The organism is Streptomyces sp. IBSNAI002 (assembly GCF_052244475.1).
Lineage (GTDB): Bacteria > Actinomycetota > Actinomycetes > Streptomycetales > Streptomycetaceae > Streptomyces.
This window is the reverse complement of sequence record NZ_JBQPXG010000002.1, coordinates 8360510-8386668: the sequence shown is the minus strand read 5'-3', so window position 1 is coordinate 8386668 and position 26159 is coordinate 8360510. Positions and strand designations below refer to the sequence as shown.

The following is a 26159-nucleotide window of genomic DNA, read 5'->3' as shown; positions in this document are numbered from 1 at the left end:
GTGTTGCAACGACCAGTTGAATCCGCCCTGGGCTCCGTGATCGCTGTGGAAGGCGGCGCCGGCCAGGCTGCCGCGGACATGGGCGGCTGCCCTGAGCGCGTCGGTGACCAGCGAGGTACGCATGTGGTCGGCGATCGACCAGCCCACCAGCCGGCGCGAGAAGCAGTCGATCACCGTCGCCAGATACAGGAACTCGCCGTCGCCCACCGGCAGGTACGTGATGTCGCCGACATACTTCGTGTTCGGCGCGCTCGCGGTGAAGTCGCGCCCGAACAGGTCCGGCACCGGGGTGGCGGACGGCTCGGGCACCGTGGTGACCTGGCGCTTGCGCAGCCGCAGCCCGGCGATACCGAACTTGCGCATCACCCGCCCGACACGCTTGTGGTTCACATGCTCGCCGTCCTCGCGCAGCTCGGCGGTGATCCTCGGGCGGCCGTAGGTGCCGTCCCACTCGTCGTGCACGGCCCTGATCCGCTCAGCCAGTGCCACGTCGGCCCGCTCACGCGCGGCCCGGGCCCCGCGGCCGGCCCGCCACTTGTAGAAGCTGGAGCGGGCGACCTCCAGCACCTGGCACAACCGCTTCACGCCGAAGCCGCGGCGGTGGTCCTCGATGAACTGGAAGCGGTTGGTCACCAGGTCATCTCTTGTGCGAAAAACTTCGTCGCCTTGCGGAGAATGTCGCGCTCGGTGGCGAGCTTCTGCATCGTAAGCATTCAGTAGGTGGTGGCGAGGTCGTGCTTGGGTTCCCTGTCTGACGATGTGACAGGACGTGGGTGGGTGCGGCAAGATCCATGGTCATGTTGTCGGGGTGGGAATCTGCGTCGCGTGAGGATCTCCTCCCGCTGATCGGGCTGCTCCAGCAGCAGAACGAGGAGTTGGCCGCGGCGAATGAGCGGTTGACGGCGCGGGTGGCGGAGCTGGAGCGCCGCTTGGGACGCAACTCGTCGAACTCCTCGATGCCGCCGTCCTCGGACACCTTCGGCCGTCCGGTGAAGAAGCCGCAGATCAAGGGCGGGCGTAAGCGGGGACGTCAGCCGGGTGCCGACGGCGGTGGGCTGTCGATGGCAGAGAAGCCCGATGTGGTCGAGGACCATGTTCCGGCGGCCTGTACGGGCTGCAGGGCGATGCTGGGTATGGCCTGCGTTCCGCGTAATTCGGGCGGTCTAGAGGGTCTGATGAGGTGAAGTGCCTGGTCAGCAGCCTCGGTGGTGCCGAGCGGGCTAGAAACGCCTAGAGAAACGCTTTGGCCCGACTGCCCATTAACGGCATGACTCAGGCGTGTATGGTCTAGAGCGATGTATGTGAAGACGACGAGTCGGAAGACCAAGAGCGGCACGGTCCGCTACCTGCACCTGGCCCACAACACGTGGGACGCAGCGGCGGGGCGGTCGGTGCCCAAGCTGCTGTACGGCTTCGGCCGTGAGGACCAGCTGGACACCGACGCGGTGCGCCGCCTGGTCGGCTCACTGTCCAGGCTGCTGGATCCGGCTGCCGCACTGGCGGCGACCGCCGAGGCGAACACGGAGCTGGACTTCGTCGAGTCCCGCCCCTTCGGCGGCGCGTATCTCCTGGACCAGCTGTGGCAGCGGCTGGAACTCCCTCGCATCGTGGCCGCGCTGGGCACCCGGGGGCGAGGCCGTCCGCGGAATGTTGAGGCCACCGAGCGCGCCCTGTTCGCGCTGGTCGCGAACAGGGCCCTGGCACCGTCCTCGAAACTGGCCGCTGCCGAGTGGGTCAACCACGACGTGCACATTGACGGCCTGGACCCCGTCGACGACGACGCCTGCTACCGGGCGATGGACTGGCTGCACCAGATACGCGAGAAGCTGGAACAGCAGGTCTTCGATGCGGCTGCCCACTTGCTCAACCTCGAAGTCGACCTGCTGTTCTTCGACACCACCAGCACCTACTTCGAACTCGAGGACGCCGACCTGCCCGTCGCCCGCGACGAAAACGGCCTCCCCCTCCCCGAAACCGGCGACGGCGACGGCGACAGCGACGGCGACGGCGACGGCGACGGCGACGGCGACGGCGACGGCGTGAGCATGGGAGGGTTCCGGACCTGGGGGAAGTCGAAGGACTCCCGCGACGACCTGCCGCAGATCGTGATCGGGATGGCGGTCACACGTGACGGGATCCCGGTGCGGGTGTGGTGCTGGCCGGGCAACACCGGCGATTCCGCGTTGATACGCCAGGTCAAGGACGAGATGCGGGACTGGACCCTGTCCAAGATCGTGTGGGTCGCCGACCGGGGCTTCGCCTCCGCGGCCAACCGCCGCTACCTCCGCTCGGGCGACCACCACTACATCATCGGCGAGAAGCTCCGCTCCAACTCGCCCGAGATCAAGGCCGCCCTCTCCCGGCAGGGCCGATACCAGGACATCTCACACAACATGCGCGTCAAGGAAGTGAAGGTCTCCGAGAACGAACGCTTCGTGATCTGCCACAACCCCGAAGCCGCCACCCGGGACGCAGCGATCCGTACCCAGCTGACCGCCCAGCTCACCGAGCTGATCGAAGACAGCGACGCACTCTCGGACTACAAACGCGGCGAACTGCGCGGGAGAATCGCCGCGAAGCCCGGCCTGAACCGCTATCTGCGGACCACCCCGGCCGGCAAACTCCGCATCGATGCCACCAAGGCCAAGGCCGAGGCCAACCTGGACGGCAAGTACCTCCTGCGCTGCAGCGACCCGAAACTCTCGGCCGAGGACATCGCGCTGGGCTACAAGCAGCTCCTGGAAGTCGAGCGCGGCTGGCGCGACATGAAGCAGATCCTCGACCTCCGCCCGGTCTACCACCGCCTCGAAGAACGCATCCGTGCCCACGTCATCCTGTGCTGGCTCGCCCTGCTGCTGATCCGCATCGCCGAGACCACCACCGAGACGACCTGGCCCACCATCCGCCGCGAACTCGACCGGCTCCACCTGGGCACCTTCACCGGCCCCGCCGGCACCTTCCGCCAGCTCACCGACCCCACCAAGGCGCAACGCGACCTCCTGGCCAAGCTCCGCATCCCCACCCCGAAGAAGATCATCGAGGCCAGCACCACACCCCGCTGACCAGCAGCGATACCCCCGCCTAGAGAAACGCCTCACCGGCATGCTCAGGCACGTTTCCCCAGCTCAGACCCACAATCAAGCCTCTAGCCACGCTGAATTATGCGGAACGCAGGCCAGTTGGACAAGACCTGTACCGACGGCCACGGCCGGGACGAGATCCGCCGGCTCAAGGCCGCCACCGTCACCCGAAAAGCGGCGGCAGCCGCCGTCCGGAGGGTGCGGACGGCGGCTGCCGGGGGGAGCGGGGCTGGGTCAGCGCCCCGCTGGTATTCCGGAGGGTGGCGGGCCGGCCAGCAGCGCACACTCCTCCGGGGTCACGTCACCGTCGGGCTCGGGAGTCCGCTTCGACGCGCGCAGTCGGCGTTCCAGCCGGGCGGCGAGGGCGGTGAGCAGGAAGTTGACGGCGATGTAGATCGCTGCGATGACGACCAGGGCGGCGATGGTGTTCGCGCCGTAGTTCGCCGGGATCGTCTGGTAGGCGGACAGCAGGTCCTCGACGCCGAGGAGGGCGCCGCCGAGGGCGGTGTCCTTGAGGATCACCACCAGCTGGCTGACCAGAGCGGGCAGCATGACCGTCACCGCCTGCGGCAGCAGTACGTAGCGCATGCTCTGGCCCTTGCGCATGCCGATCGCCTTGGCCGCGTCGGTCTGACCGCTGGGCAGGGAGTGGATGCCCGCCCTCACGACCTCCGCGATGACCGACGCGTTGTACAGGACCAGGCCCGCCACGACCGCGTAGAAGGGACGGAGGTCGGAGCTGACGTCGGTGAAGCGCACGAGGAGCGCGAATCCGAACAGCATGAGCATCAGGACCGGGATGGAGCGGAAGAACTCCACCACGGCACCGACCGGAACGCGTACCCAGGCATGGTCGGAGAGCCTGCCGATGCCGAGCAGGGCACCGAGCGGAAGGGCGATGACGATGGCCACGGCCGCCGCCTTCAGCGTCTCGGCCAGGCCGGGCAGGAGGAAGGTGGTCCATACGTCGCCGTCGGTGACGAACGGGGTCCACTTCTCGCTCGCGAGCTGGCCCTTGTCGGCCATGGCCTTCAGGACCCAGGCCAGCGCGCCGGCGAAGACCAGCAGGAAGACCGCCGTGTAGAGGAGGTTGCGGCGTCTGGCCCGGGGGCCGGGCGTGTCGTAAAGGACGGAGCTCATCGCTTCACCGCCATTCGATTGGCCACCCGGCCCAGGAGCAGGCCGGTCGGCAGGGTGAGCACGATGAACCCGAGGGCGAACACGGCGAACACCGCGAACAGCGCGTCGGCTTCGTTCTCGATCATTTCCTTCATGAGGAGCGAGGCCTCCGCCACGCCGATCGCGGCGGCCACCGTGGTGTTCTTGGTGAGCGCGATCAGGACGTTGGTGAGCGGCGCGACGACCGCACGGAACGCCTGCGGCAGCACGATGAGCGACAGCACCTGGAAGAAGGTCAGGCCCAGTGCGCGCGCGGCCTCCGCCTGGCCGGCCGGGACCGTGTTGATGCCGGAACGCAGCGCCTCGCACACGAAGGTGCCCGTGTAGGCGATGAGGCCGAGGACCGCGAGTCTGAAGCCGATGTCCTTGAACGTGCCCCCGCCCAGGGTGATGCCGAGGGTCTGCGACAGCCCCAGCGAGCAGCCGATGATGAGCAGCGTCAGCGGGGTGTTGCGGACGAGGTTGACGTAGGCGGTGCCGAAGGACCGCATCAGAGGGACCGGGCTGACCCGCATCCCGGCCAGCAGGACGCCCCACACGAGGGATCCGGCGGCGGACCAGAGGGTGAGCTGTACGGTCACCCAGAATGCTCCGAGCACGTCGTACTGCGGATTGTTGAGAAAGTCGAACACGTTGTTGCCCTGCGCTCCCGAGGAGGGTGAACTGGGCGCGCCGTCGGCGGCTGGCCGGCGGCGCGCCCCGTCACGGAATCAGCTGCCTTCGGTGACCTGCGGGGCAGGTGCGTTCTTGTAGCCGGCCGGGCCGAAGTTGGCCTGGACCGCGCGGTCCCAGGATCCGTCCTGGACCATCTTCTTCAGCGCCGCGTTGATCTTGGTCTGGAGGTCGGTGTCGCCCTTCTTCAGGCCGATGCCGTACCGCTCGTCGCTCATCGACAGCCCCGCGAGCTTGAACTTGCCCTGGTGCTCCGGCTGGGCGGCGTACCCGGCGAGGATGGAATCGTCGGTGGTGAGGGCATCGACGACCTTGTTCTCGAGGCCGGTGAGACACTCGGAGTAGGTGCCGAACTCCTGGAGGTCGGCCTTGGGGGCCAGCTTGTCCTTCACGTTCTGCGCCGAGGTGGATCCGGTGACCGAACAGAGCTTCTTGCTGTTGAGGTCCTCGGGTTTGGTGATCGAGGTGTCGCCGGCGCGGACGAGCAGGTCCTGGTGGGCCAGGAAGTAGGGGCCGGCGAAGTCGACCTCCTGCTTGCGCTTGTCGTTGATGGAGTAGCTGGCGACGATGAACTTCACGTCACCGTTCTTGATCAGCTGTTCGCGCTGCGCGCTCGGCGCCTTCTTGAACTCGATCTGGTCCGGCCCGTATCCGAGCTCCTTCGCCACGTACCGGGCGACGTCGACGTCGAATCCCGCGTACGTCCCGTCGGGCTTCTTCAGGGCGAGGCCGGGCTGGTCGAACTTGATGCCGACGGCGATCTTCTTGCCGCCGTTCCCCGCGGGAGACGCGGAAGGGGACTTCTCGTCTTCGCCACCGCCACAGGCGGTTGCGGTCAGAGTGAGGACGGCGATGACTGCGGCGGCCGATCCGGCCTTCGAAAACTTCACGGCAGGGCTCTCTTCGTAAAGAAAAATGAGGATGAGAGGAAACCCCGAAGCGGGGGTGAGGGGAAAACCCGGCGGGCGCCGGAAATATATGGGCAGGCTTCAGCAGATCCGCAGAAACGGGTGTTCAGTGCTTGAGGATCTTGGAGAGGAAGTCCCTGGCGCGGTCGTTGCGCGGGGCACTGAAGAACTGCTGGGGCGTGGCCTCTTCGAGGATCCGCCCGTCGGCCATGAACACGACACGGTCGGCCGCCGAGCGGGCGAAGCCCATCTCGTGGGTGACGACCACCATCGTCATTCCTTCGCGGGCGAGCTGCTGCATGGTCTCCAGCACCTCGTTGATCATTTCCGGGTCGAGCGCCGAGGTCGGCTCGTCGAAGAGCATGACCTTGGGATCCATGGCCAGCGCGCGGGCGATCGCCACTCGCTGCTGCTGGCCACCCGACAACTGAGCTGGGTACTTGGCCGATTGCGATCCGACGCCGACCCTGTCGAGCAGGGCTCGCGCCTTGCGCTCCGCCTTCGCCTTCTTCGTGCCGCGGACCTTGATCTGGCCTAGCATCACGTTTTCCAGCACGGTCTTGTGCGCGAAGAGGTTGAAGGACTGGAAGACCATGCCCACGTCCGAGCGGAGCCGGGCGAGTTCCCTGCCTTCTGCCGGCAGGGCGTTTCCGTCGATCGCGATCGTCCCGGAATCCACCGTCTCCAGCCGGTTGATGGTCCGGCAGAGCGTCGACTTTCCCGAACCGGACGGCCCGATCACGACGACGACTTCACCCCGGGCGATGCTGAGATCGATGTCCTTGAGGACGTGCAGGGCACCGTAATGCTTGTTCACGTTCCTCAGAACAACCAGGCCTTCGGTGTCGGGAACCGCGCCCTGATCACCTCTGGTCATTGCCACTACGTTCATGGCTTGTTCGCTCCGTCCTACTTGGGAAACAGGACACTAAGAGCGGATTGCCGGTAAGTCATCAGGGCTGAGGTTAAATTGAGCTTAACGTGCCAGGTCCGTCCTTTCGGGGATCCCTGGGCGCCGAAAGGGACTAGTGCCTTCGGTGGCCGGCACGCCGAGAGCCCTGGCACTCGGCCAGGGCTCTCGTTCCATCAGGAAGGTCTCCCGCCTCTACAGCGGAAACTCCGGATCACCGTCAATGATTCTGGACGGCGGCCACCTTGGCGTGGGTCGTGTCAACCAGGCCCGCACCGTCCAAGGCGAGCCCGGTCACCCAGATGGCCCCGTTCGGGTTGCCCTCAGGCACCATGAGCAGCGTCAGGATCTGGTTGTCGAACCGTATGCAGGAGACGGCCTGATCCGCGTTGCTCTCAGGCGTCCACGCCTCCGGGGGCCAGGTGTAGTTCGTCTGCCCATCAATCCAGGAAGCCCGTACCTCAGAACCCTCCACCGGCGCCTTTATCATGGCGGCGACCTCCTGAAGCTTGTAGGCTTCTACCAATTCCTTATTCAGTTTCGTCTTGACTTCGACAACTTCCACGAACTTGCCTTCTCCAGAACATCTCCAAGTGACCTCCTCTACATGCCTCTTCCCGTACTTCCATACTCCTCCATCAGACACGGCAGCTGTAGTTCCGTGATCGTTGGGTCATCGTCGCTGGTCACGTCGTTTCGGCGGCTGTGATGTTGTTCCAGCGACGGTGGGCCTCGGCTGCCTGGAACTGATGGTGACGGCGCCAGGTGGACCAGTGCAGCAGGTGGTCGCGATCGCGGCGGGGCTGGGGCAGCGCGGTGATCCGTAGTAGGCGCAGGAGTTCGCGGGCGCTGGCCGGGACGAGTTTGGTGTCTGTGGTTCCGGCTGCGTTCACAGTGGTGCGGGCGCGGGTGATCGCGAGGACGGCGGTGGCGAGCATGCTGATCAGGGTCCAGCGCATCCAGGAGTTCCAGCAGGTGGTCTGGCCCTGGTCGAGGCCGCAGATGCCCTTGGCGAGCTGGAAGTCTTCTTCCACTCGCCATCGGCAGCACACCACGTCCACAAGATCGGCCAGGGTGACGGGGCGGGCCGAGTGGCAGCGGTAGAAGGAGAGCTCGCGGGTATAGCGGTGGCGGCGCACGAGCACAAAGGAGCGCCCCGGCTCTTGGTCGTCGGGGGTGTCGTCGGGGTGGATGTCGAGCATGGCCCAGTCGTAGTGGCGGTCGCCTTTCAGGCCTTGGCCGGTGCGTAGGCGCATCCAGTTCTTCCTCGGGACGCGGGTGGCCAGGTCGGTGACGCTCATGCGGCCGATGGCTGTGTCCACTCGGTGGTCGCAGCGGACGGCGAGGGCATAGTCGAAACCGAGGGCGCGGGCAGTAAGTCGCAGTTCGCGACTGCCGTAGACCTCGTCGCCGGCCAGCCACCGGGCCGGTATGCCCAGGCCCCGGGCGCGGGTGAGCATGTCGGCGGCGAGCTGGGGCTTGGTGGCGAAGGCGAGGTCGTCGGGGACATGGGTGAGCAGCCGGCGTTCCTCGTCCGCGGTCCACTCCCTGCTGAAGTACAAGGTCCGGTCGATGGGGGCGTGTCCGTGCCGGCTTGCGTAGGTGAGGTGGACGGCGACCTGGCACAGACCGATGCCGCCGAGGGCCCCGGAGTACTGGTGGGCTGCCCCGACGCAGTCGGTGGAGGACTTCTCATCGCCGGTCTCGTCCACGATCAACACCGCGTCCGGGGCAGCGAGTTCACCTGCTGTCCAGGCTGCGATCCGGTCCCGGGCGGTGTCATGGTCGACCATCGCGCGGGACAGGAAGTGCTGCAGCCGATGGGGACCACGGTGCCCCAGCGCCTCGGCCAGGGTCCAGCAGTTGCGGGTGTCCAGCTCCATGAGCAGCGCCTCGCACATCTCCCCGGCCAGAGCACGCGGCCCCGGGCGCTCGAAGCAGTCCGCGATCTGCCCGCACGCCGCCCCAAGCACCGTCGCCCATGCCAGCTCGGCTACCGTGGCTTCCACGGCCACCTGATCCTGTCGAGTCTTCACAAACCGCCATGATCATGGTGGCCGCACCCATGCCTACAAGCACCCCCACCACCGCTGACCAGCACCGACGCAACAGCGATCAAGAACTACAGCTGCCGTGTCAGACTCCTCGCAGAACACGTTGTAGCTGGTGAATTTGAAGTACTTTTTACCCTTGGTTCCAGAGTCCGGATCGACCGCGTCCATCAGCGCACCGAACGTACAGCCGGCAACTTTCTCCCCGCCCATCTCAAGGGAGATCGAATCGAACGATCTTGCGGAAACCATTTGCGCATTACTCAGAACACGCGCAAGCACATCCACGCTTTCCTGCATCAGCCGGGAACGGTCGTACATGGAAAGTCGCCTCTCCTTGGCCGAGGCCTTGGAACTGCGCCGAACCTTTTCTTCAACGTGCTCCGGGAACTTCTGGGCAATCCGTGAACCTGTCGCCGCATTGCTCAGGTCATACGCCATTCCAACAGTTCCGACAAGCGTACTCGTACCGAGGCCGATCCCATCCATAACTGCATTGACAGCGCTTCCGGCGACACCTCCGGTCATAGCGTCCGCTGCGGTCACCTGCGTCGTAACTTGATCCGCGACTTCTTCGATCTTAGCCAAGGCATTGCTGGCTACTTTGCTCCTCTTCACCAGCTTGTTGTCCTTCACAACCTTACCCGCAAGACCGTTTTCCCTCAGGTTTACGCTCTTCGTCACCGCCCTCTTCGTCCTCTTTTTCGACAACGTATCCGCACTGCGTGAGATGCCTGCGGCGCCAGCACCGATCAACAGTGACAGGGGCCCGATGGCAGGAGCAGCGGTCGCTGCGGCAATGCCGGTCGCTGCGGCCAGGCCGCGGAGGGCAAGCACAGCAGCCGCATAATTGGGATCAACCTCAGCCAGCGCCTTCTCAACCTGGCCAGCCGCGATCTTGATCACCAGCTTTTCGTAGTCGAGATGGATTGCAGCGGCCTTGTCAAGGAACCCAGGCATGTAGCCCTCAAGTGAGGTATACCATTCCTGGAGCTGCTGCGGAAGCTGATTCCGCTCGTCCTTCGACATGACCTCGAATACAGACCAGACAAAAGGACCCTTAGCCGTGGGATCACCCGCTCGGTACAACGGAGACAGGTCCTCCTTGGCCCTCTCCGTGAGCGATTTCAGCTCCGCAGCCGCCTTACCCAGACTTCCAAATTTCTTCCGCTCCCCCTCTTTGATCGCATAACCAGACTCGCGAGTTCCGGTGTTGATCTCCTCGGGAATGTAGAGAAGATCCGCCAGCCTGCTGTAGTGCGAGATATAGGCCTGCGCGGTCTTGTACTCGTTCATGTGCATCCGCACCTGCTTCCGCACAGGTGCACGATTGTCGACCATGCGCCCGGCTGGAGACTTCTCAAGGAACGGGCGCGCCTGCTCCACAGCTCCCATAAATTCCGGCAGATGGCGAGTGACCTGCTCAACGAGACCGGGGTAGACCTCGAGCAGAATCCGATCAGACGAATCCAGATCGGAGGCAGATGTCTTGCGTATGGTTTCGAATCGATGGTACTCATCGCGAACCTTATCCGCGGCCTCCTTGACGGCTGGCGACAGCGCTCCCGTGGATTCCTGGTGAGAGATCCATGAACTGAAGAGAGCGCTCCAGGCGCTCTGCAGTACGACATCGGCGGTCTTGCCCGGTTCCCCCGCGGGAAGCGGAATATAGCCGATCCAGGCAGGGGCAGTGGCAGTGGTTTCCATGTGAAATCCTTGTATGGGTGAGACTTGTAGACCGATGATTACCGTCGACTTCCTGACGGGCCAGTACCGAACGGGCCTCGCCTCCGGCATCACCGTGTGCCTGATCCGCTGCCCCTCCACGCAGTGGTGCGCGGTTCCGCCCCCGGGCTGCCCGGTGCGGCCCTCCCGCAGAGGCGCGCGCGGGTGGGGCGGGCGATAATGGGCTGGCCGACCCGGGAGGCTCGTATGGGGAGCGACGGTCAGTCCATCCGGTTCGCCCGGCCGTCCTTCAGGCGGGCCGGCAGCCTGCCCGGGGCGTCGGTGTCCTCCGCCATGCGGGATCACGCCTGGCTGGCCCTGCGGATCAACAGCGTGGTCCGGATCTTCATCACCACCGTGCTGTTCATCATGAACATCACGGTCTTCCCGCCCCGTGAGCACCCTCTCCTCTGCTACACGATCATGTGGTGCTACGCGGCGCTGAACGTTCTGCCTCTGGTGCTGCAATGGGACCGGGTCACCCCGTTCGCCGCCGCACTCGTGCCGGTGATCCTCGACCTGGTCGTGATCACGACGGTGCTGACGCTCTCCGGCGGATTCCCCAAGGACACGTCGAACTACATCACCCTCTTCGACGACCTCTACTTCCTCGTGCCCATCCTCGCCGCGTTCCAGCTCTATCCGTACGTCACGGCCTTCTCCGGCGTCGCCTCGGTCGCGGTCTACATCTCCGCGGCGGTGGCGGCCGCGCCCGCGCCCGACTGGGTGTACCTGATCACCCACGCCGCCTTCATCGCGATGTCGTCCCTGTGCTGCGTGATCTTCTCCTTCTTCCAACGCTCCAGGGTCAGGACCATCGCCGCACTCGTGCAGCAACGATCGGTGCTGCTGGGACAGGTGATCTCGCTGGAGGAGGACGAGCGGCGCAAGATCTCGGAGGTGCTCCACGACGGAGCCCTGCAGAGCGTTCTGGCCGCCAAGCTCGACGCCGAGGAGATCAGCCAGGCCGAACCGGACGAGGACATCTCCGGCCACGTGACGCGACTGGAATCCGCGCTCGCGGACGCGGCCAGGCAGCTCCGCTACTCGGTCACCGAGCTCCATCCCGACCAGGTCGAGCTGGCAGGACTCGAGCGGGCTCTGCGGTCCATGTTCGAGGAGGGCTCGGCTCGCGGCGGGTTCGAGCTGGACCTGGCGTGCGACATCGCGGGGCCCACCCCGATCGACGAGTTGATCTTCCGTGCCGCCGGTGAGTTCCTCTCCAACATCGTCAAGCACGCGGGGGCGAAGCGGGTCGTGGTGCGGTTGGACGTGACCGCCGCGCGGGCGCGGCTCGCGGTCACCGACGACGGCTCGGGCATCGCGCCGGGGGTGCTGGCGGCCAGGGCGTCGGAGGGACACATCGGGGTGTCGTCCCAGCGGGTGCGCGTGGAGGGCATGGGCGGGCGCTTCTCCCTCGAGAACATCGAGCCTCACGGGACGGCGGCGGTCATCGAGCTGCCCGTCCCGGCATCGTAGGCACGGGGACGGTCGCCGTCGGCTCCTCCTAGTCCTTTCGGCGGCCGTGCGTCGTGCCTTGTCCGGTCCGGAGGCAGGAGGGCGGCGGGGGGACCGGGTGAAAGGCTCGGCGCCCACCTAGTAAGGAATGAAGGAATGACCAACCCCAAGATTGTCCTCGTCCACGGAGCGTTCGCCGACGCGTCCAGCTGGAGCGGTGTGATCCGCAACCTGCAGGACGCCGGCTACGAGGTGACCGCGCCCCCGAACCCGCTGCGTGGCCTGGCCCAGGACTCGTGCTACCTGGCGGGGTACCTCAACACGATCGAGGGCCCCGTGGTACTGGTCGGGCACTCCTACGGCGGTGAGGTGATCACCAATGCGGCCGAGGGCCTCGACCACGTGAAGGGGCTCGTCTACGTCGCCGCCATCGCTCCGGACGTGTTCGAGAGCGCGAACGACGTCCTGGGCCTGTTCCCGGGGAGCGACCTGCCCGAGGCCCTGGACCCGGTCCCCTACGGGCCGGAGAGCGGTGGCGCGGGCGTCGACCTGTTCATCAAGCCGGAGGCCTTCAGGCACGTCTTCGCCGCGGACGTCGATCCCGCGACTGCCGCCGTGCTGGCAGCCGTGCAGCGGCCGGTGGAAGCCGCGAGCCTGTCCGACAGGAGCGCGGGTGCCGCCTGGAAGGACATCCCCTCCTGGTATCTGGTCGCCACGCAGGACCGGGCCATACCGGCCGAGGCGCAGCGCTACCTGGCCCGGCGGGCGGGCGCCTTCACCGTCGAAGTGGACGCCTCGCACGCGGTGGCCGTCTCCCGCCCGGACGAGGTGGCCGACCTGATCCTCACGGCGGCCAAGGCCGTCGCATAGGGAGCGGGCGTACACGGTGAGCGGTGCCCGGCGCCGCTCGCCGACCGGCCGGGACCCGCACGGGCCCCGGCCGGTACCCGTTCACCCGGCGGTCAGGGGCGCTCGCGGAACGCACAGGACGGCCAGCAGTGCGGCGAGCAGATAGGCGGCGGCTCCGATGCCGAGGCTCAGCCGCACTCCCTCGGTGAAGTCCGTGGACGACGCCAGGAGGGAACCGCCGAGGGCCACGCCCGCCGCGCTGCCGATCTGGCGGGTGGTGTTGAACAGCGCGGAGGCGGTTCCGGCGTGGGTGTCGGGTGCCGCCGACATCACGGTCGCCGTCGCCCCGGTCAGGGCGAAGGACGTACCGAACCCCGCGGCCATCATCGGCGCGATGAGCAGCACGTACGCCGGGTCCTGTCCGGCGGCGGCCCACCCGGCGAGGCCGGCGGCGCCCGTCAGCATCCCGGTGATGACCAGGGGGCGGTGCCCGGTGCGACGGGCCAGGCGCCCCGACAGGGCCGAGGCGAACATCGACATCGCCACGGCGGGGAACAGCGCGAGGCCGGTGCGCAGCGCGCTCATGCCCCTCGCGTGCTGGAAGTACAGGCTCGCGGTGAAGACCATCCCGTAGAAGGCGAAGTTGAACAGCATGCCGATGGCGGCGCCGCCGGCCACGGGGCGCCTGGTCAGCAGGGAGAGCGGCAGCACGGGACTGCGCGCCAGATGCTCGCGAAGGACGAAGAGGGCGCATGCCAGCAGGCAAAGGCCCGCCGAGGCCAGGACCAGGGGGGCGGTCCAGCCGAGCCGGCCGGCCTCGTTCAGCGCGGTGGTCAGCAGGGTGACCACCGCGACCAGCGCGATCTGGGCGGGCCAGTCCAGCGAACGGCCGATCCGACGTGCCGAGGCCGGGACGTGGCGCAGCACGAGCACGATGCAGACGACTCCGACGGGCACGTTGACGAAGAAGACCCAGCGCCATCCCAGGGTGTTGACGAGCAGGCCACCGAGGAGCGGCCCGGCCGAGGCCGCGATGCCGGCCATGGAGCCCCAGAGGCCGAAGGCACGGGAGCGGTCGGCGGGCGAACGGTAGGCCTCCTGAAGCAGGGCCAGCGAGCCGGGCACGATGAGGGCGGCGCCCGCCCCCTCCAGGATCCGGGCGCCGGTCAGGAAGACGACGCCCGGAGCGAGGCCGCAGGCCGCCGAGGCCACGCTGAACACCACGATCCCGGTGCAGAAGACGCGGCGGTGGCCGAGCCGGTCCCCGAGGGCGCCCCCGGTCAGCAGGAGGGCTGCGAAGGCGAGGGTGTAACCGTTGGTCACCCATTGGACCGCGGTGAGGGAGGCGTCGAAGTCCCGCCCGATGACGGGGACGGCGACATTGATGGCCGTCACGTCCAGGATGACCATGAAATAGCCCACGCAGACCGCGAACAGCGGGGCGAGCCGCCGCTCGGCGGCGGGGGTGCCCACGGGACGTTGGGCAGGCGTTCCCGCTCCGGACTCCATGACCGCATGCTAGGCGTGCACGACGCCGGGACGCGGCCCGCCGGACGGAGGAGTTACCCGGATGGCGGCAGCGTCTTCCGCCGGCGCCGGACCGGTGTGGGGCCGGACCGCGGCGACGCCGGGGGACGGCGCCGGCGTCAGGACGCGCGGGCGGGACCTCGCCCCGTGCGCATACGGGCGGGGGGCTCCGCGAAGAAGAGTTCGCAGAGCCGGTCGAGGACCTCCATGGGCGCGCCCGCCCACGGCCCGTTGTCAGAAGGCACCTGGAATCCCGCCAGGCCGCGCAGGACCGCGAGTTCGCCCGCCGACAGCCGTTCGTCGGTACTGGCGGCCACCGACGTGACGAGCCGGTCCCGGTCGGTGCCCAGCGGGGCCCCGCAGAGCACCGTCGCCAGGCGGTGCAGGGCCGGGTAGGGGAAGCACACGCTGAGGAAGCGGATGCGGTGCGCCTCTTCGATGGCCCGCCGGGTGCGGGTGCCCAGATTCCAGTAGTCGATCCCCCTGCCCGTGCGGCAGGCGTCGACCGCCTCTGCGGCCGGCCCGTCCCGCAGGTGCGCGAGCAGGGCGGACAGCCCTCTCCAGCGCAGGGACGGATCGCACTCGGGTGCGAAGTAGGCGTCGGGATAGCGTTCTTGCGGGGTGGGTTCGAACTGCACGTGCTCCTGCTCCGGTACTGCGTCCCATGGGCGGCCGGGCGAGGGTCACGGCGACCGCGGCGCGCGCGGGGGGCCGGTCTCCGCGGCCCCCCGCGCACACGGTTCCGGCCCGGCGGAGGAGGCCGCGTCAGGTCGGAGGGGGTGCGCACGGCGGCCGGCCCCACCCGGCCGCCGTGCTCTGCTCCGCACGCTATCCGGAGCAGGCCCCTCCGGCGAGGGGGAGGCCGGAGGTGTGGACGATCGGGCTAGTCCGCCGACGGGCGTCCGGCGCTGTGCTTGCCGGTGGTCAGGACCAGAACAGGTCCTCGGCGGCCGGTTCGCCGGAGAAGAGCCATACCTCGGCGATCCGGCCGTCCTCGATCCGGAACAGGTCGACACCGCTCATGTCGATGGGTTCCCGGTCGGGGCGTCGCGCGCTGAAGCGGACCGTGGCCGCGACGAGCGGGCCGTTGGCCATGACGTCGTCCACGGCGAGGCGGAACGTTCCCCCGCTGCGCTCCATGAACTCTCCGAAGAGGGCGAGGACCTCGGAACGGCCGCGGTACTCACCGGACAGGGTTCCGGCGCCCGGCTGGTGCCACACGACTCCGTCGGCGAACAGACCTGCCAGCCGCTCCATGTCACCCCCGGTCAGACTCTCGTAGTAGGCGTGGAAGACGGTCACCGGGTCCATCGACAGTTCCTTGTTCTCCGGCCTGGTCCGGCCGGCTCCGCTGGGCGCAGCGCGCGCGGGCGCAGCTGCGGCCTCCGCCTTCCGAGCGGACGCGGCGCCATCCTGCTGTCGGAAACCCGCTGTGCAGGACCCCCCTTCGACGCGACGACGGGAGGAGGCCGTGAGGCGGAGAGCGGTTGTCGGAGGGCCCGCCCCGCCTCCCCCGGTCCCGCCCCCCGATCGGTGGAGGGACGGCCGCTCCTTGATCCCTAGCGTGGACCCGGACCGGCCAGCCGCCTCAGCACGAGAAGGAAGCACAGCATGTGGGGAACCCAGCACCTGACCGCCTTCGCGCTCGGGGCACTGGTCTTCGTCCTGCTCCCGGGCCCGAGTTCGCTCACCACCCTGGGCTCCGCGGCCCAGGGCGGTGTGCGGGCGGGTCTGCGCTGCGCACTGGGCGTCGTATGCGGCGAGGTCACCTTGATGGTGCTGACCGTCTTCGGGGCGGCCCGTCTTCTGCGGGCCGACCCCGAGATCGTCACCTGGGTGCGCTGGCTGGGGGCCGCGTACATCGCCTGGCTGGGGATCGGCATGCTCCGCGCCGCCTTCGCGACCCTGCGTACTGCCGGGGGACGGGACGCGGCACCGGCACCTGCTCCCCACGGCACGGCGACGCCGGCCGGCACGCGGCGGGCGTTCGTCATCACGGTGCTGAACCCGAAGGCGATGCTGTTCTTCCTCTCCTTCTTCCTCCAGTTCGTCGACCCGGCGGCCCACCGGCCCCATCAGGCCTTCGCGACCCTCGGAGCGGTGTACGAGCTGTTCAGCGCCTGCTACTTGTTCTGCCTGGTGCTGGCCGCGGCACGGATCGGCCGCGCGGTCGAAGGCCGCCACCGGCTGACGGCCGTGCTGCGCGGATCGGCCGGGTTGCTGTTCCTCGGGTTCAGCACGGCCCTGGCCTTCGGCCTGTAGCGACGCGCCGTCCGGTCCCCCCTCCCTCTCCCCCGGTGGGGGGAGTTCCGGGCTCCGGCCGCGCACTACAAAGAGGGCGGGCCGCGCACGGCCCGGCTGAAACGGCTCGACACGCCGGTGAAGCGGGCCGTGCACCGTTTCGGACGGTCCGCAGGAAGCACAAGGCTTCGCCATTCCACGCCGCCACGCGTACCGCGCCCCGGCGTGGCTCCCGACCGAGGAGTACCCGTGTCACGCGTCCACACCCCACCCCGGGCCGCCGGATCCGCTCGTTCCGCCGTCCATGGTCCCCGCCGCGCCGCTGTCATAGCGGCCGCGGCGGCCATGGGCGGCTTCCTGTTCGGCTACGACAGCTCTGTCATCAACGGCGCCGTCGAGGCGATCCGCGACCGCTTCGACGTCGGCTCCGCCACCCTCGCCCAGGTGATCGCCGCCGCGCTGATCGGCTGCGCCCTCGGCGCCGCCACCGCCGGCCGCATCGCCGACCGGATCGGCCGCATCCGCTGCATGCAGATCGCCGCCGTCCTGTTCACCGCCAGCGCCATCGGCTCGGCCTTGCCCTTCGCCCTGTGGGACCTCGCGCTCTGGCGCGTGATCGGCGGCTTCGGCATCGGCATGGCCTCGGTCATCGGCCCGGCCTACATCGCCGAGGTCTCCCCGCCCGCCTACCGGGGCCGCCTCGCCTCCTTCCAGCAGGCCGCCATCGTCATCGGCATCGCCATCTCCCAGCTCGTCAACTGGGCCGTCCTTCACCTCGCCCACGGCGACCAGCGCGGAGAGATCGGCGGCCTGGAGGCCTGGCAGTGGATGCTCGGCGTGATGGTCGTCCCCGCCGTCCTCTACGGCCTGCTGTCCCTCGTCATCCCCGAGTCACCCCGCTTCCTGGTCTCCGTGGGCCGTACGGAGAAGGCCAAGGCCGTCCTGCGGGAGGTCGAGGGGTCGGGCATCGACGCCGACGCCCGGGTCCGCGAGATCGACCGCGCCATCTCCTCGCAGCAGAAGTCCACCTTCCGGGACCTGCTCGGCGGCCGCTCCGGCCTGCTGCCCATCGTCTGGATCGGCATCGGCCTCTCCGTCTTCCAGCAGCTCGTCGGCATCAACGTGATCTTCTACTACAGCTCCTCGCTGTGGCAGTCCGTCGGCATCGAGCCGACCAGCTCGTTCCTGTACTCCTTCACCACGTCGATCATCAACATCATCGGCACCGTGATCGCGATGATCTTCGTCGACCGCATCGGCCGCAAGCCGCTGGCCCTCATCGGCTCGGCGGGCATGGCCGTCTCCCTCGGCCTGTGCGCGTGGGCGTTCTCCCAGCGCACCGGGGACGCCTCGACGGTCCATCTGGCCGGCGGAGCGGCGCTGACGGCCCTGCTCGCGGCGCACGCGTTCGTGCTCTTCTTCGCCCTGTCCTGGGGCGTGGTGGTCTGGGTGCTCCTCGGTGAGATGTTCCCCGGCCGGATCAGGGTTGCCGCGCTCGGTCTCGCCGCCGCGGTCCAGTGGATCGCCAACTGGGCCATCACCGTCACGTTCCCCAGCCTGTCGCAGTGGAACCTGTCCGGCGCGTACGTGCTCTACACGGCCTTCGCCGTGCTCTCGATCCCGTTCGTCCTCAAGTTCGTACCGGAGACCAAGGGCAAGGCGCTGGAGGAGATGGGCTGATGCTCGCCCCGTCCCTCCCCTGACACGTGGCTGAGCCGAGCACGCTTCGGCATCCCACACGCCACCGCGGTGGCCCTCCACGACACGCCAGGCGGTCGTGGGGGGCCACCGCTGCCCGTCGGGTCGACGGGCTACCGTCCGATCCGTGGTGACATCCGGCCCTCACGCCGGGGCCGACGGCCCGTCACAGCACCGTCTTGCGCTGCGGCCTCGCCCGGACCGGGGCAGCCGGCCCGCCCCCGCAGGGTTGACGCGTTCCAGTAGCCCGATCTTGCGTTCTCCGCGTGCATGCGTGGCACGACGGGCCGACGCTCAGACCCCTCTCGTTTCCCCCTGTTGCGTGCGGGGGCGACCGCCTGCTCGGTAACGGTTCCGCGCAGCCGGTCCACCCCGCGCGAGCCACGGTCGGCGCCGCCTGCTCGACAGTCGTGCAAGGCCGGCCCGGCGCCTCGGCGGCGGCGACCCCGTGCGGCACGCTCCGCTTCGCACGCCGCAGCACCGCGGTCACGTGGAGCGCTCCCCGCCCCAGCGTTCCGCGGCCTCGCGCCAGGTACGCCGACCGGTGAGCACGGCCACGAACATCTCGCACTTCCCCGACGGGGCGAGCCGGTTGTCGACCATGGCGGAAGCCACTCCCCGGAAGCCGCGCAGGCGAACGGGGCTCGCTCGGTCGCCACTTCCTTCAGCTCGGGCCTGTTGCCGCGGCCCGTGGTGCCGCGAGGACCGCGTGCACGGCCATCTCCTGGACCGGACCCGCCGCAGCGGACGCGAAGGAGCCTCTCCGCCCGCCATCCTGGACGGATGCCGGGCGGAGAGGCTCCTTCGGGCAGGATCAGCCGCCGATGGTGAGCGTCAGGCTGTCGGGCGCGTCGAAGTTCGGCAGGATCATCACCGAGCTCATGTCGTGCACGTCGTCATAGGCGAAACCGTAGGCGGGGTGAATCGGGTCGCCGTCGGAGGTCTTCCGGTCCGGGTCCGGCAGGGCAATGGTGTGGAAGAAGGCCGCGTACTGGTTGTACCGGTGGTCCAGGTTGTACTGCGGGTCGTCAGGCTTGGGCTGCGGGAAGTACATGCTCGGGTTGCCCCAGTCCTTGACGGCCTCCGTGAGCATGCCGCGGTTGCCGGCGGCGCACACGTTGGCCTCGACGAGCTTGTCGTCGTCCGATCCCGTGGCGAGGCTGTCGGAGCATGCCACCATGGCCTGGGTGGTTGGCTTGGCCACCTCACCGGTGCCCACCGAGACTCCATTCTTCCACTTCGTGAAGGTCAGGGGTCCCGTGCCGTCCGCCCCGGTGTTGCCAGTGAAAACGACACCGTCGCCGACGTCCAGGGTGAAGGGCTGCGTCTGGTCCGAAGCGGGGTTACCGGACTTCCAATTGCTCCACGCGTCATTGATCTCCTGGTCGAAGTAGTCGGCACCGGCCCCTGCCGGCTCGGTGGCGGTCGCGGCCTTGAACACATCGGCCGAACGCGGGGCGATGATGTGGGGAGCGTGCGACTTGTCCGAGCCCGTCCCGACCACTTCCTTGGCGAAGATGGGGTCGACCGTCTGCAGGTACTTGGCAATGACCTGCCTGGTGGTCATGTCCTTGATGCCGACCGTCCGGTCGAAATGGGAAGAGCCCTGCTTCAGTTCGGCCGTCATGGGAATACCGAAACCGTCGACCTGGGTGGTGTTGCCACCCCAGGCGACCGGGCCGGTGGGATTGGGACTGGTGTCCTTGACCGTCGCGTTCTTGAAGGTCTGCTCGAAGAAATCGAACTTCGTCAGCTGGTTGGGGTCCTTCGAGTTGTTCAGGTCGGGCTGCTGGTAGCCGGTGTCACTGGGCTGGCCGTTGACCTCGGCGGGCGGCATGACCATCGGCTTGTTGGAGATGAAGATACGGCCGCCCTCAAGCCACGCGGGCATCTGGAACGGTCTATTGAGCTTGTTCACCTCGTAGCTCATGCCGCTCGCAACACTATCGGCGGTCGGCTGCTGCTGAGTCACCGGCGCGGACGAGCCGTCGGGCTTGATGTAGACGTAGTGCCCCTTGTCCTTTTGCTGGCCCACCACCGTCACCCAGTAGTCGCTGCCGGCGGGGGCCTTGATGTCCAGGGGGAATCCGCCTCCCGTGTTCGGCGGCGGGGTCGGGTCCACGGCGGTGCCCGTCTGGTCGAGCTCCGGAGTCGGAGCCGACTGGGGCTGACCCTGGGGCGTGTACACCCAGTGGTAGGTGAACTGGGACGCGGTGGCGCTGAAGGGCTCGGTGAAGGTGTATTCCGTGCCCGATACCTTCACCCGCGGGTCGTTGTTCTTGTGGAGGGCGACGAGGTCGAGGGACTGCGGCGGCAGGCCGCCGGCCTTCGGGGTGTACATCAGGCCGAGGTAGTCGAGATTCGCCTTGGCGTCGAAGGTCCACGTCGTGATCTGCTTCTTCGCGTCGGGCGTGACCGACTGGGTGAACGGTGCGTCCGCCGGGCTGCTCGTGGCCGCCGGCGGGGTGGCGGTGGCCGCGTGGGCGAGCGCGGCGCCGCCGAGTGAGACGACCGGCACCGTCAGCAGGAGCGCGGCGCAAGCGGCCGTGCGCATCGCGGCGCGGCTGCGGCGGGGGGAGTTGGGGGTCTGGGTCGAACGGTCGGGCATGATGTTCCTCTGCTAGGAGCTGGTGTGCTCCTCCACCCTTACCGAGCCACCCCGGTCGCGTCCTGCGCCAAAGGGCAGCCGAAGGTACCGGGGCCCCGGGCCCTACGCCCTCGTCCGCATACAGACAAAACCCCAGGTGGACGGCGGGTTCCCCCTCCTGACCCCCCGATCGGCCCCTGCTGCGGAGGGGCGTCGTGGCGTTGGCTTGTCGGCAGAGCTCCATCCTTCCCCCGGCCGGCCCGGACCGTCGTCCGCCCGGTCAAGGCAGCCGTTACCGACCCGGCGCACGGCGCCTCCCCATCACGGATGAAGGGCAACAGCTGATGGCTGACGTCCAGACCTTGACCACGGCAGTACCGGCTCCTCCGCCCGCGCACACCGACGCGGGTGACGAGGGATACAGCAAGAAGCTCAAATCCCGGCACTTGACCATGCTCGCCATCGGCGGGGCCATCGGCACCGGGCTCTTCCTCGGGGCGGGCGGACGGCTGGCCGAGGCCGGCCCGTCCCTCGCCCTCTCCTACGCCGTGTGCGGGATCTTCGCCTTCCTCGTCGTACGGGCACTGGGTGAACTCGTCGTGCACCGGCCTTCCTCCGGTGCGTTCGTGTCGTACGCGCGGGAGTTCATGGGAGAGAAGGGCGCCTACGCGGCCGGCTGGCTGTACTTCCTGAACTGGGGTACCGCGGGTATCGCGGACATCACCGCCGCGGCCACCTACGCGCACTTCTGGTCGGCGTTCAGCAGCGTCCCCCAGTGGGCGCTCGCCCTCCTCGCCCTCTCCGTGGTCCTCGCGGCGAACCTCATATCGGTCCGGTACTTCGGCGAGACGGAGTTCTGGTTCTCCGTCGTCAAGGTGGGCGCGCTCGTCGTGTTCATGGTGGTGTCCGTCGTCCTGATCGCCACCCACCACCAGCTGGACGGCCACACGCCGGGACTCTCCTCCATCACCGGCCACGGCGGGATCTTCCCGTCCGGGGCCCTGCCCATGATGCTGGTCATGCAGGGCGTCGTCTTCGCGTTCGCCGGTGTGGAGCTCTGCGGAGTCGCCGCGGGCGAAACCGAGAACGCCCGCCGGATCGTCCCCAAGGCCATCAACTCGATCATGTGGCGCATCGGGGTGTTCTACGTCGGATCCGTGCTGCTGCTGTCGCTCCTGCTGCCGCACACCGCCTACTCGGCCGGCGAGAGCCCGTTCGTGACCGTCTTCAGCAAGCTCGGCGTCCCCGGCGCCGCGGGCATCATGAACCTGGTCGTCCTCACCGCCGCCCTCTCCAGCCTGAACTCCGGCCTCTACTCAACGGGCCGCATCCTGCGCTCCATGGCGGTTGCGGGCTCTGCGCCCCGGTTCACCGCCCGGATGAACAAGGGCCAGGTTCCCTACGGCGGCATCCTGCTCACCGCGTCGTTCGGCGTCGTGGGTGTCGCCTTGAACTACGTCATGCCCAAGGAGTCCTTCGAGGTGGTGCTCAACTTCGCCTCGTTCTGCGTGCTGGCCACCTGGGGCATGATCATGATCTGCTCGCTGCTGTTCTGGCACCGCTCGCGTCGCGGGCTGGTCAGCCGGCCCGCGTACCGCCTGCCCGGCGCCCCGTACACCCAGGTCGTCACCCTTCTCTTCCTCCTCGCGGTGCTGGTGCTGGTGTGTACGGGTGACGGGCTAGGGGCGCGGACGGCCATGGCGCTCCCGGCGGTCGCGGCCGCTCTCGTCGGAGGCTGGTTCCTGGTGCGCCGACGGGTCGCGGCACTCGCCGCCGCACGCGTCGCCGGAGCCGGAGCCGGAGCCGGTGCCAATGCCGGAGCCGGTGCCGGAGCCGGTGCCGATGCCGGGCCGGTTCCTAGCGGCGATCGCGCTGGGCAGTGACCATCTGACGCATCGTCTCGTCCAGGCCCCCCATCCGCGCCTGGACCAGTTCGGCGAACCGCGGGAACTGACCGGCCACCGCACTCAGCAGCTTCAGCTCCAGCGGGGCGACGTTGACCTCGCAGAGGTCGCGCCGGACGGCCCGTACGACGCCGGCCGCGACCTCGGCCGGGGCCACGGTGCGGATCCCGGGCGGCGCGGCCGCGCCGGTTGCCGCGAACATCCCGGCGTCCCGCACGAACCCCGGCTGCACCAGGGAGACGCCGACGCCGCGGGGGGCGAGGTCCTGGCGCAGGGCGAAGGCGAAGCCGCGGAGGCCGAACTTGGTCGCGTTGTAGAGGGACGAGGAGCGGCTCGCCGCCTTGCCCGAGATGGAACCCACCAGCACGATGTGGCCCCGGCCGCGGGCCTCCATGTGCGGGGCCAGGCGGCGGACGAGCTCGATGGGGGCGCGCAGGTTCACGTCCAGGGCGCGGTCGAGCTGCTCCTCGGTGTAGTCGAAGAGGTCGCCGCTGGCCGGCAGGGCGGCGTTGGCGACGAGTACGTCGGTGTCGGCGCATTCATCGGCGAGCCGGGCCACGTCCTGCCGGTCGGCGAGGTCGGCGACCACGGTGCGGGCGCGCAGGCCGTCAGCGACGCCCTTCAGGGCCTCTTCGCGGCGACCGGTGACGGTCAGCCGGGCCTTCTCGGCGGCCAGGGCCGTGGCGAGGGCCTGACCCAACCCCCCCGTCGCACCGGTGAGCAGGACATTCATTCCGGTGATGCGCATGACGACCCCTTCGGCACCCAGACCCGCGATTAGTTCGTTCGAACGAACAATAGAGATGCGTCCCCTGCGCTGTCCACACCCCGGCCTGCCCGCCCGGATGGAGTCCCGGGCCTTTCGGCCGAGGCGGCGGTCGAACCTCTCGAGGCCGTCCCGCACGACAACGCGGCGGCGTCCTACCGCACATGGCTCCGCGGGTCCGTCGTCCCGCCCGGCCCGGACCGGGCCAGGAAGCCCTCGACGATCAGCCACTGCGCGGCGTTGTACGTGGCGAGCACGAACACCTGGGCCGCGGCCCGCGACCGTGCGCCGGTGAGCAGCGTGCGCCTCAGCAGGATCGCGGTGTCGGAAACGGCGAACAGCACCACGCCGGCCGGCAGCCACGTCCGACGGTCTCGGGTGGGACGGACCAGGCGCGCCACCGGCCCCGCCACTCCCGCCGTGCCGGGGTCCTGGGCGATGGTCAGCGTGCCGGCCAGGGTCGCCGCGTAGGAGGCGAGGACCGCCGGGACCGCGCCCCGGCCCGGCTGTCGCCGGGCGGCCAGCAGCGTGGCGGCCGCGGCCCAGGCGGCCGCCGGCAGCGCGGCCGTGCGCAGGTGGGGGCGGTTGCCGCGGCGCAGGAGCAGCGCCGAATAGAGGGTCTGCATCACCCCGAACGCCGCGGCGCCGCGCACGATCTGGCCGTCCTCGTCGGAGCGGGACATGTAGTAGTCGCCGACTCCCGCGGCCAGCAGGGCCGAGACGAGCAGCCGCCGCTCCGCCGGCTCCATCAGGCCGCGCCGCCGGGCGGTCTTGAGCCCGAGCAGGGGTACCGCCACGGGCTTGGTGAGCAGTTGCAGCGGCCGGTTGCCGCGGTGCGCGGCCCATACCTCTCCCAGGGCTGCCGCCTGGAAGAGAACCTCCACCGTGACGCGGCCGAATCGGTCCGTCCCCTTCACGTTCACGCCGTGCTCCCTCCGAGGTACCTCACACGCGTCCGCGTGTCCGCAGATTCGTACGCCGTACACCGGCCCGCGGTCCAGTCCCCGGACCCTCGTACGTGGCTGCTCCTGCGGTGAAACCCGGCGCCGTCGGACCGGCGCCGACCCCGTGCGCGGGCGTCCCCGGTCCCGGCCGGACCAGGTGGGACCTGGGGACTCCCCCAGACGGACGGGTTCCCTCTCCCCCGGTCAGAGGAGCACATCGCACCCACCGGACTGTGAGCCCGGTCACACGCCTCGTGCGATACCACCAGTGCCCCCTGAGGCAGGGCCCTGGACTCCCCAAGGGTTCTGACGCTCCGTCCGGATCCTGCCCTCCGGCGCTCGCCCGCCCGCCTGCCCGATGGTGCATCCGGAGCCGCCGGAGGGGGCTTGTTGCCGCTCTTGACCCTTGCCTACGGTCTGACCACCCCGCAAGGACCGGTACGCCGGGCTCCCCCCCGTGGAGAACGCGTACCCCATCGGCAAGCGGCGGGAGAGCCCCGCGTACGGGGCTGCGGTCGGACGTCGAATCCGCACCGCACGAACCGAGATTGCCGGCAACTGAGAGGAACAACCATGCCGTCCAACGGAAAGCACCGCCGCCCAGACAACAACCTACTCAAGCGACGCCTGGCCGCGGCCGGTACCGGCCTCGCCCTTCCCGTCATCGTGGCGGGCGCCGCCAACGCCGCCACGAAGGCACCCGCCACCGACGCCACCCTGGCCGCGACCCACCAGGCTCCCCGGCCGGACGCGTCCACCGGGACCGCTAAGTCGTCAGCCGACACCCAGGCCGCCCCCAAGCACCGCACACACGTCGTCAAGGCCGGGGAAACGCTCTCCGGCATCGCGTGCCAGGAGCACGTGAGCCTGTCGGCGCTCCACAACGCGAACAAGGCGGAGGTCCCGAACGAGAACCTGATCCACGTCGGCCTGACCCTGACCATCCCCGGCGGCGACGCCACGACGGCGCCCGCTGACGCCCCGGCACCGGCGCATCATGCCGCCCCGCACCACCACCAGGACCGGGCCAAGGCGCACCACGGTGAGCACAAGGCCGCGCCGCAGCACGCCAAGCCCCACGCCAAGCCCGAAGCCAAGCCCCACACCAAGCCGGCTACCAAGCCCCACCACCAAGTGCCGCAGACTCCACCGAGCCCTGACAACACTCCGCAGCCGCAGACGCCCTCGTACCCGAACAACCTCGACGGCTGGATCCGCCAGTCGCTTTCGATCATGAAGGCGCACGGAATCCCGGGCTCCTACGAAGGCATCATGCGCAATGTGATGCGCGAGTCGTCCGGCAATCCGAAGGCGATCAACCTCTGGGACAGCAACGCCAAGGCGGGCATACCGTCGAAGGGCCTGCTCCAGGTCATCGATCCGACGTTCCGCGCCTACCACGTGCCGGGCACGTCGTTCGACCCCTACGACCCGGTGGCCAACATCACCGCGGCGTGCAACTACGCGGCTGCCAAGTACGTTTCGATCAACAATGTGAACGGCGCGTACTGACGCGCGGAGCGGCTCGGCCCCGGTTCCCGCCCCGGGGACCGGCCGCCGCTTCCGCGCCGGGGCAGACCGCACCTCGCGGAGAACGACGCGCACGTCGCCGACGGCGGCAGCGATCCGCGCCGGCCGGGCCCGGCGGACCTGGGCCCGG

The 26159-nt window shown here is 68.8% G+C and carries 20 protein-coding genes and 2 pseudogenes; 8 read left to right on the top strand and 14 right to left on the bottom strand.

Going from position 1 to position 26159, the window contains the following annotated elements; translation table 11 throughout:
- Positions 1-27 precede the first annotated feature (27 nt).
- Positions 28-704: pseudogene (locus ACTVZO_RS38890) on the bottom strand (IS3 family transposase); the annotation flags it as partial.
- Positions 705-791: 87 nt separating this feature from the next.
- Between ACTVZO_RS38890 and ACTVZO_RS38885 the strand changes: the two are divergent.
- A pseudogene (locus tag ACTVZO_RS38885) lies at positions 792-1040 on the top strand (DUF6444 domain-containing protein); the annotation flags it as partial.
- A gap of 255 nt (positions 1041-1295) precedes the next feature.
- The gene (locus ACTVZO_RS38880) at positions 1296-3062 is read left to right on the top strand and encodes an IS1634 family transposase (RefSeq protein ID WP_443302874.1); all 1767 of its coding nucleotides are present in this window, start codon (positions 1296-1298) and stop codon (positions 3060-3062) included.
- 252 nt (positions 3063-3314) lie between these two features.
- Here the strand turns inward: ACTVZO_RS38880 and ACTVZO_RS38875 are convergent, their stop codons facing one another.
- The 7 genes from ACTVZO_RS38875 to ACTVZO_RS38845 all read right to left on the bottom strand — a co-directional run bounded on the left by ACTVZO_RS38875 (position 3315) and on the right by ACTVZO_RS38845 (position 10507).
- The gene (locus ACTVZO_RS38875) at positions 3315-4220 is read right to left on the bottom strand and encodes an amino acid ABC transporter permease (protein ID WP_443302873.1); all 906 of its coding nucleotides are present in this window, start codon (positions 4218-4220) and stop codon (positions 3315-3317) included.
- Positions 4217-4891, bottom strand: coding sequence for an amino acid ABC transporter permease (locus ACTVZO_RS38870; RefSeq protein ID WP_443302872.1), 675 nt, complete (start codon positions 4889-4891; stop codon positions 4217-4219). Before ACTVZO_RS38870 ends, ACTVZO_RS38875 begins: the two co-directional genes overlap by 4 nt.
- 78 nt (positions 4892-4969) lie before the next feature.
- Positions 4970-5821, bottom strand: coding sequence for a glutamate ABC transporter substrate-binding protein (locus ACTVZO_RS38865; RefSeq protein ID WP_443302871.1), 852 nt, complete (start codon positions 5819-5821; stop codon positions 4970-4972).
- 124 nt (positions 5822-5945) lie between these two features.
- Positions 5946-6716 (bottom strand): amino acid ABC transporter ATP-binding protein, encoded by a 771-nt coding sequence (locus ACTVZO_RS38860; protein ID WP_443303408.1) that lies wholly within the window; start codon positions 6714-6716, stop codon positions 5946-5948.
- 253 nt (positions 6717-6969) lie between these two features.
- Positions 6970-7395: a hypothetical protein gene (locus tag ACTVZO_RS38855; protein WP_443302870.1), complete on the bottom strand. Its 426-nt coding sequence runs from the start codon at positions 7393-7395 to the stop codon at positions 6970-6972.
- A 40-nt stretch (positions 7396-7435) separates the two neighbouring features.
- On the bottom strand, positions 7436-8785 hold the full coding sequence (locus tag ACTVZO_RS38850) for an IS701 family transposase (protein ID WP_443296326.1): 1350 nt from the start codon (positions 8783-8785) through the stop codon (positions 7436-7438).
- Positions 8786-8818: 33 nt separating this feature from the next.
- Positions 8819-10507, bottom strand: coding sequence for a hypothetical protein (locus ACTVZO_RS38845; RefSeq protein WP_443302869.1), 1689 nt, complete (start codon positions 10505-10507; stop codon positions 8819-8821).
- A gap of 225 nt (positions 10508-10732) precedes the next feature.
- On the opposite strand from ACTVZO_RS38845, the gene ACTVZO_RS38840 reads away from it, so the two are divergent.
- Positions 10733-12004, top strand: coding sequence for a sensor histidine kinase (locus ACTVZO_RS38840; protein ID WP_443302868.1), 1272 nt, complete (start codon positions 10733-10735; stop codon positions 12002-12004).
- A gap of 135 nt (positions 12005-12139) precedes the next feature.
- Complete coding sequence (locus ACTVZO_RS38835; protein ID WP_443302867.1) at positions 12140-12853, top strand: alpha/beta fold hydrolase; 714 nt, start codon at positions 12140-12142, stop codon at positions 12851-12853.
- Positions 12854-12934: 81 nt separating this feature from the next.
- Here ACTVZO_RS38835 and ACTVZO_RS38830 read toward each other — a convergent pair whose 3' ends face one another.
- The 3 genes from ACTVZO_RS38830 to ACTVZO_RS38820 form a co-directional block, all read right to left on the bottom strand.
- Positions 12935-14341 carry an MFS transporter gene (locus ACTVZO_RS38830; protein WP_443302866.1) on the bottom strand — a complete coding sequence of 469 codons (1407 nt, stop codon included), beginning with the start codon at positions 14339-14341 and terminating at the stop codon, positions 12935-12937.
- A 137-nt stretch (positions 14342-14478) separates the two neighbouring features.
- Positions 14479-14997: a hypothetical protein gene (locus ACTVZO_RS38825; protein ID WP_443302865.1), complete on the bottom strand. Its 519-nt coding sequence runs from the start codon at positions 14995-14997 to the stop codon at positions 14479-14481.
- Positions 14998-15283: 286 nt separating this feature from the next.
- The gene (locus ACTVZO_RS38820) at positions 15284-15670 is read right to left on the bottom strand and encodes a nuclear transport factor 2 family protein (RefSeq protein WP_443302864.1); all 387 of its coding nucleotides are present in this window, start codon (positions 15668-15670) and stop codon (positions 15284-15286) included.
- A gap of 300 nt (positions 15671-15970) precedes the next feature.
- On the opposite strand from ACTVZO_RS38820, the gene leuE reads away from it, so the two are divergent.
- Together leuE and ACTVZO_RS38810 are read left to right on the top strand one after the other, a co-directional pair.
- Positions 15971-16621, top strand: coding sequence for a leucine efflux protein LeuE (leuE, locus tag ACTVZO_RS38815; RefSeq protein ID WP_443302863.1), 651 nt, complete (start codon positions 15971-15973; stop codon positions 16619-16621).
- A 306-nt stretch (positions 16622-16927) separates the two neighbouring features.
- Positions 16928-18280: a sugar porter family MFS transporter gene (locus ACTVZO_RS38810; RefSeq protein WP_443303407.1), complete on the top strand. Its 1353-nt coding sequence runs from the start codon at positions 16928-16930 to the stop codon at positions 18278-18280.
- An 832-nt stretch (positions 18281-19112) separates the two neighbouring features.
- Here ACTVZO_RS38810 and ACTVZO_RS38805 read toward each other — a convergent pair.
- On the bottom strand, positions 19113-20906 hold the full coding sequence (locus ACTVZO_RS38805) for a beta-1,3-glucanase family protein (protein ID WP_443302862.1): 1794 nt from the start codon (positions 20904-20906) through the stop codon (positions 19113-19115).
- Positions 20907-21229: 323 nt separating this feature from the next.
- Between ACTVZO_RS38805 and ACTVZO_RS38800 the strand changes: the two genes are divergently transcribed.
- Complete coding sequence (locus tag ACTVZO_RS38800; protein ID WP_443302861.1) at positions 21230-22768, top strand: amino acid permease; 1539 nt, start codon at positions 21230-21232, stop codon at positions 22766-22768.
- On the opposite strand, the gene ACTVZO_RS38795 is transcribed toward ACTVZO_RS38800, so the two are convergent.
- Together ACTVZO_RS38795 and ACTVZO_RS38790 are read right to left on the bottom strand one after the other, a co-directional pair.
- Positions 22743-23537, bottom strand: coding sequence for an SDR family NAD(P)-dependent oxidoreductase (locus tag ACTVZO_RS38795; protein WP_443302860.1), 795 nt, complete (start codon positions 23535-23537; stop codon positions 22743-22745). The two genes, ACTVZO_RS38800 and ACTVZO_RS38795, sit on opposite strands and share 26 nt — an antisense overlap.
- Before the next feature lie 173 nt (positions 23538-23710).
- Positions 23711-24478, bottom strand: coding sequence for a lysoplasmalogenase family protein (locus tag ACTVZO_RS38790; protein WP_443302859.1), 768 nt, complete (start codon positions 24476-24478; stop codon positions 23711-23713).
- 594 nt (positions 24479-25072) lie between these two features.
- Between ACTVZO_RS38790 and ACTVZO_RS38785 the strand changes: the two genes are divergently transcribed.
- A complete protein-coding gene (locus tag ACTVZO_RS38785; protein ID WP_443302858.1) occupies positions 25073-26011 on the top strand; it encodes a LysM peptidoglycan-binding domain-containing protein in 939 nt (312 codons plus the stop codon).
- The last annotated feature ends 148 nt before the right edge of the window (positions 26012-26159 follow it).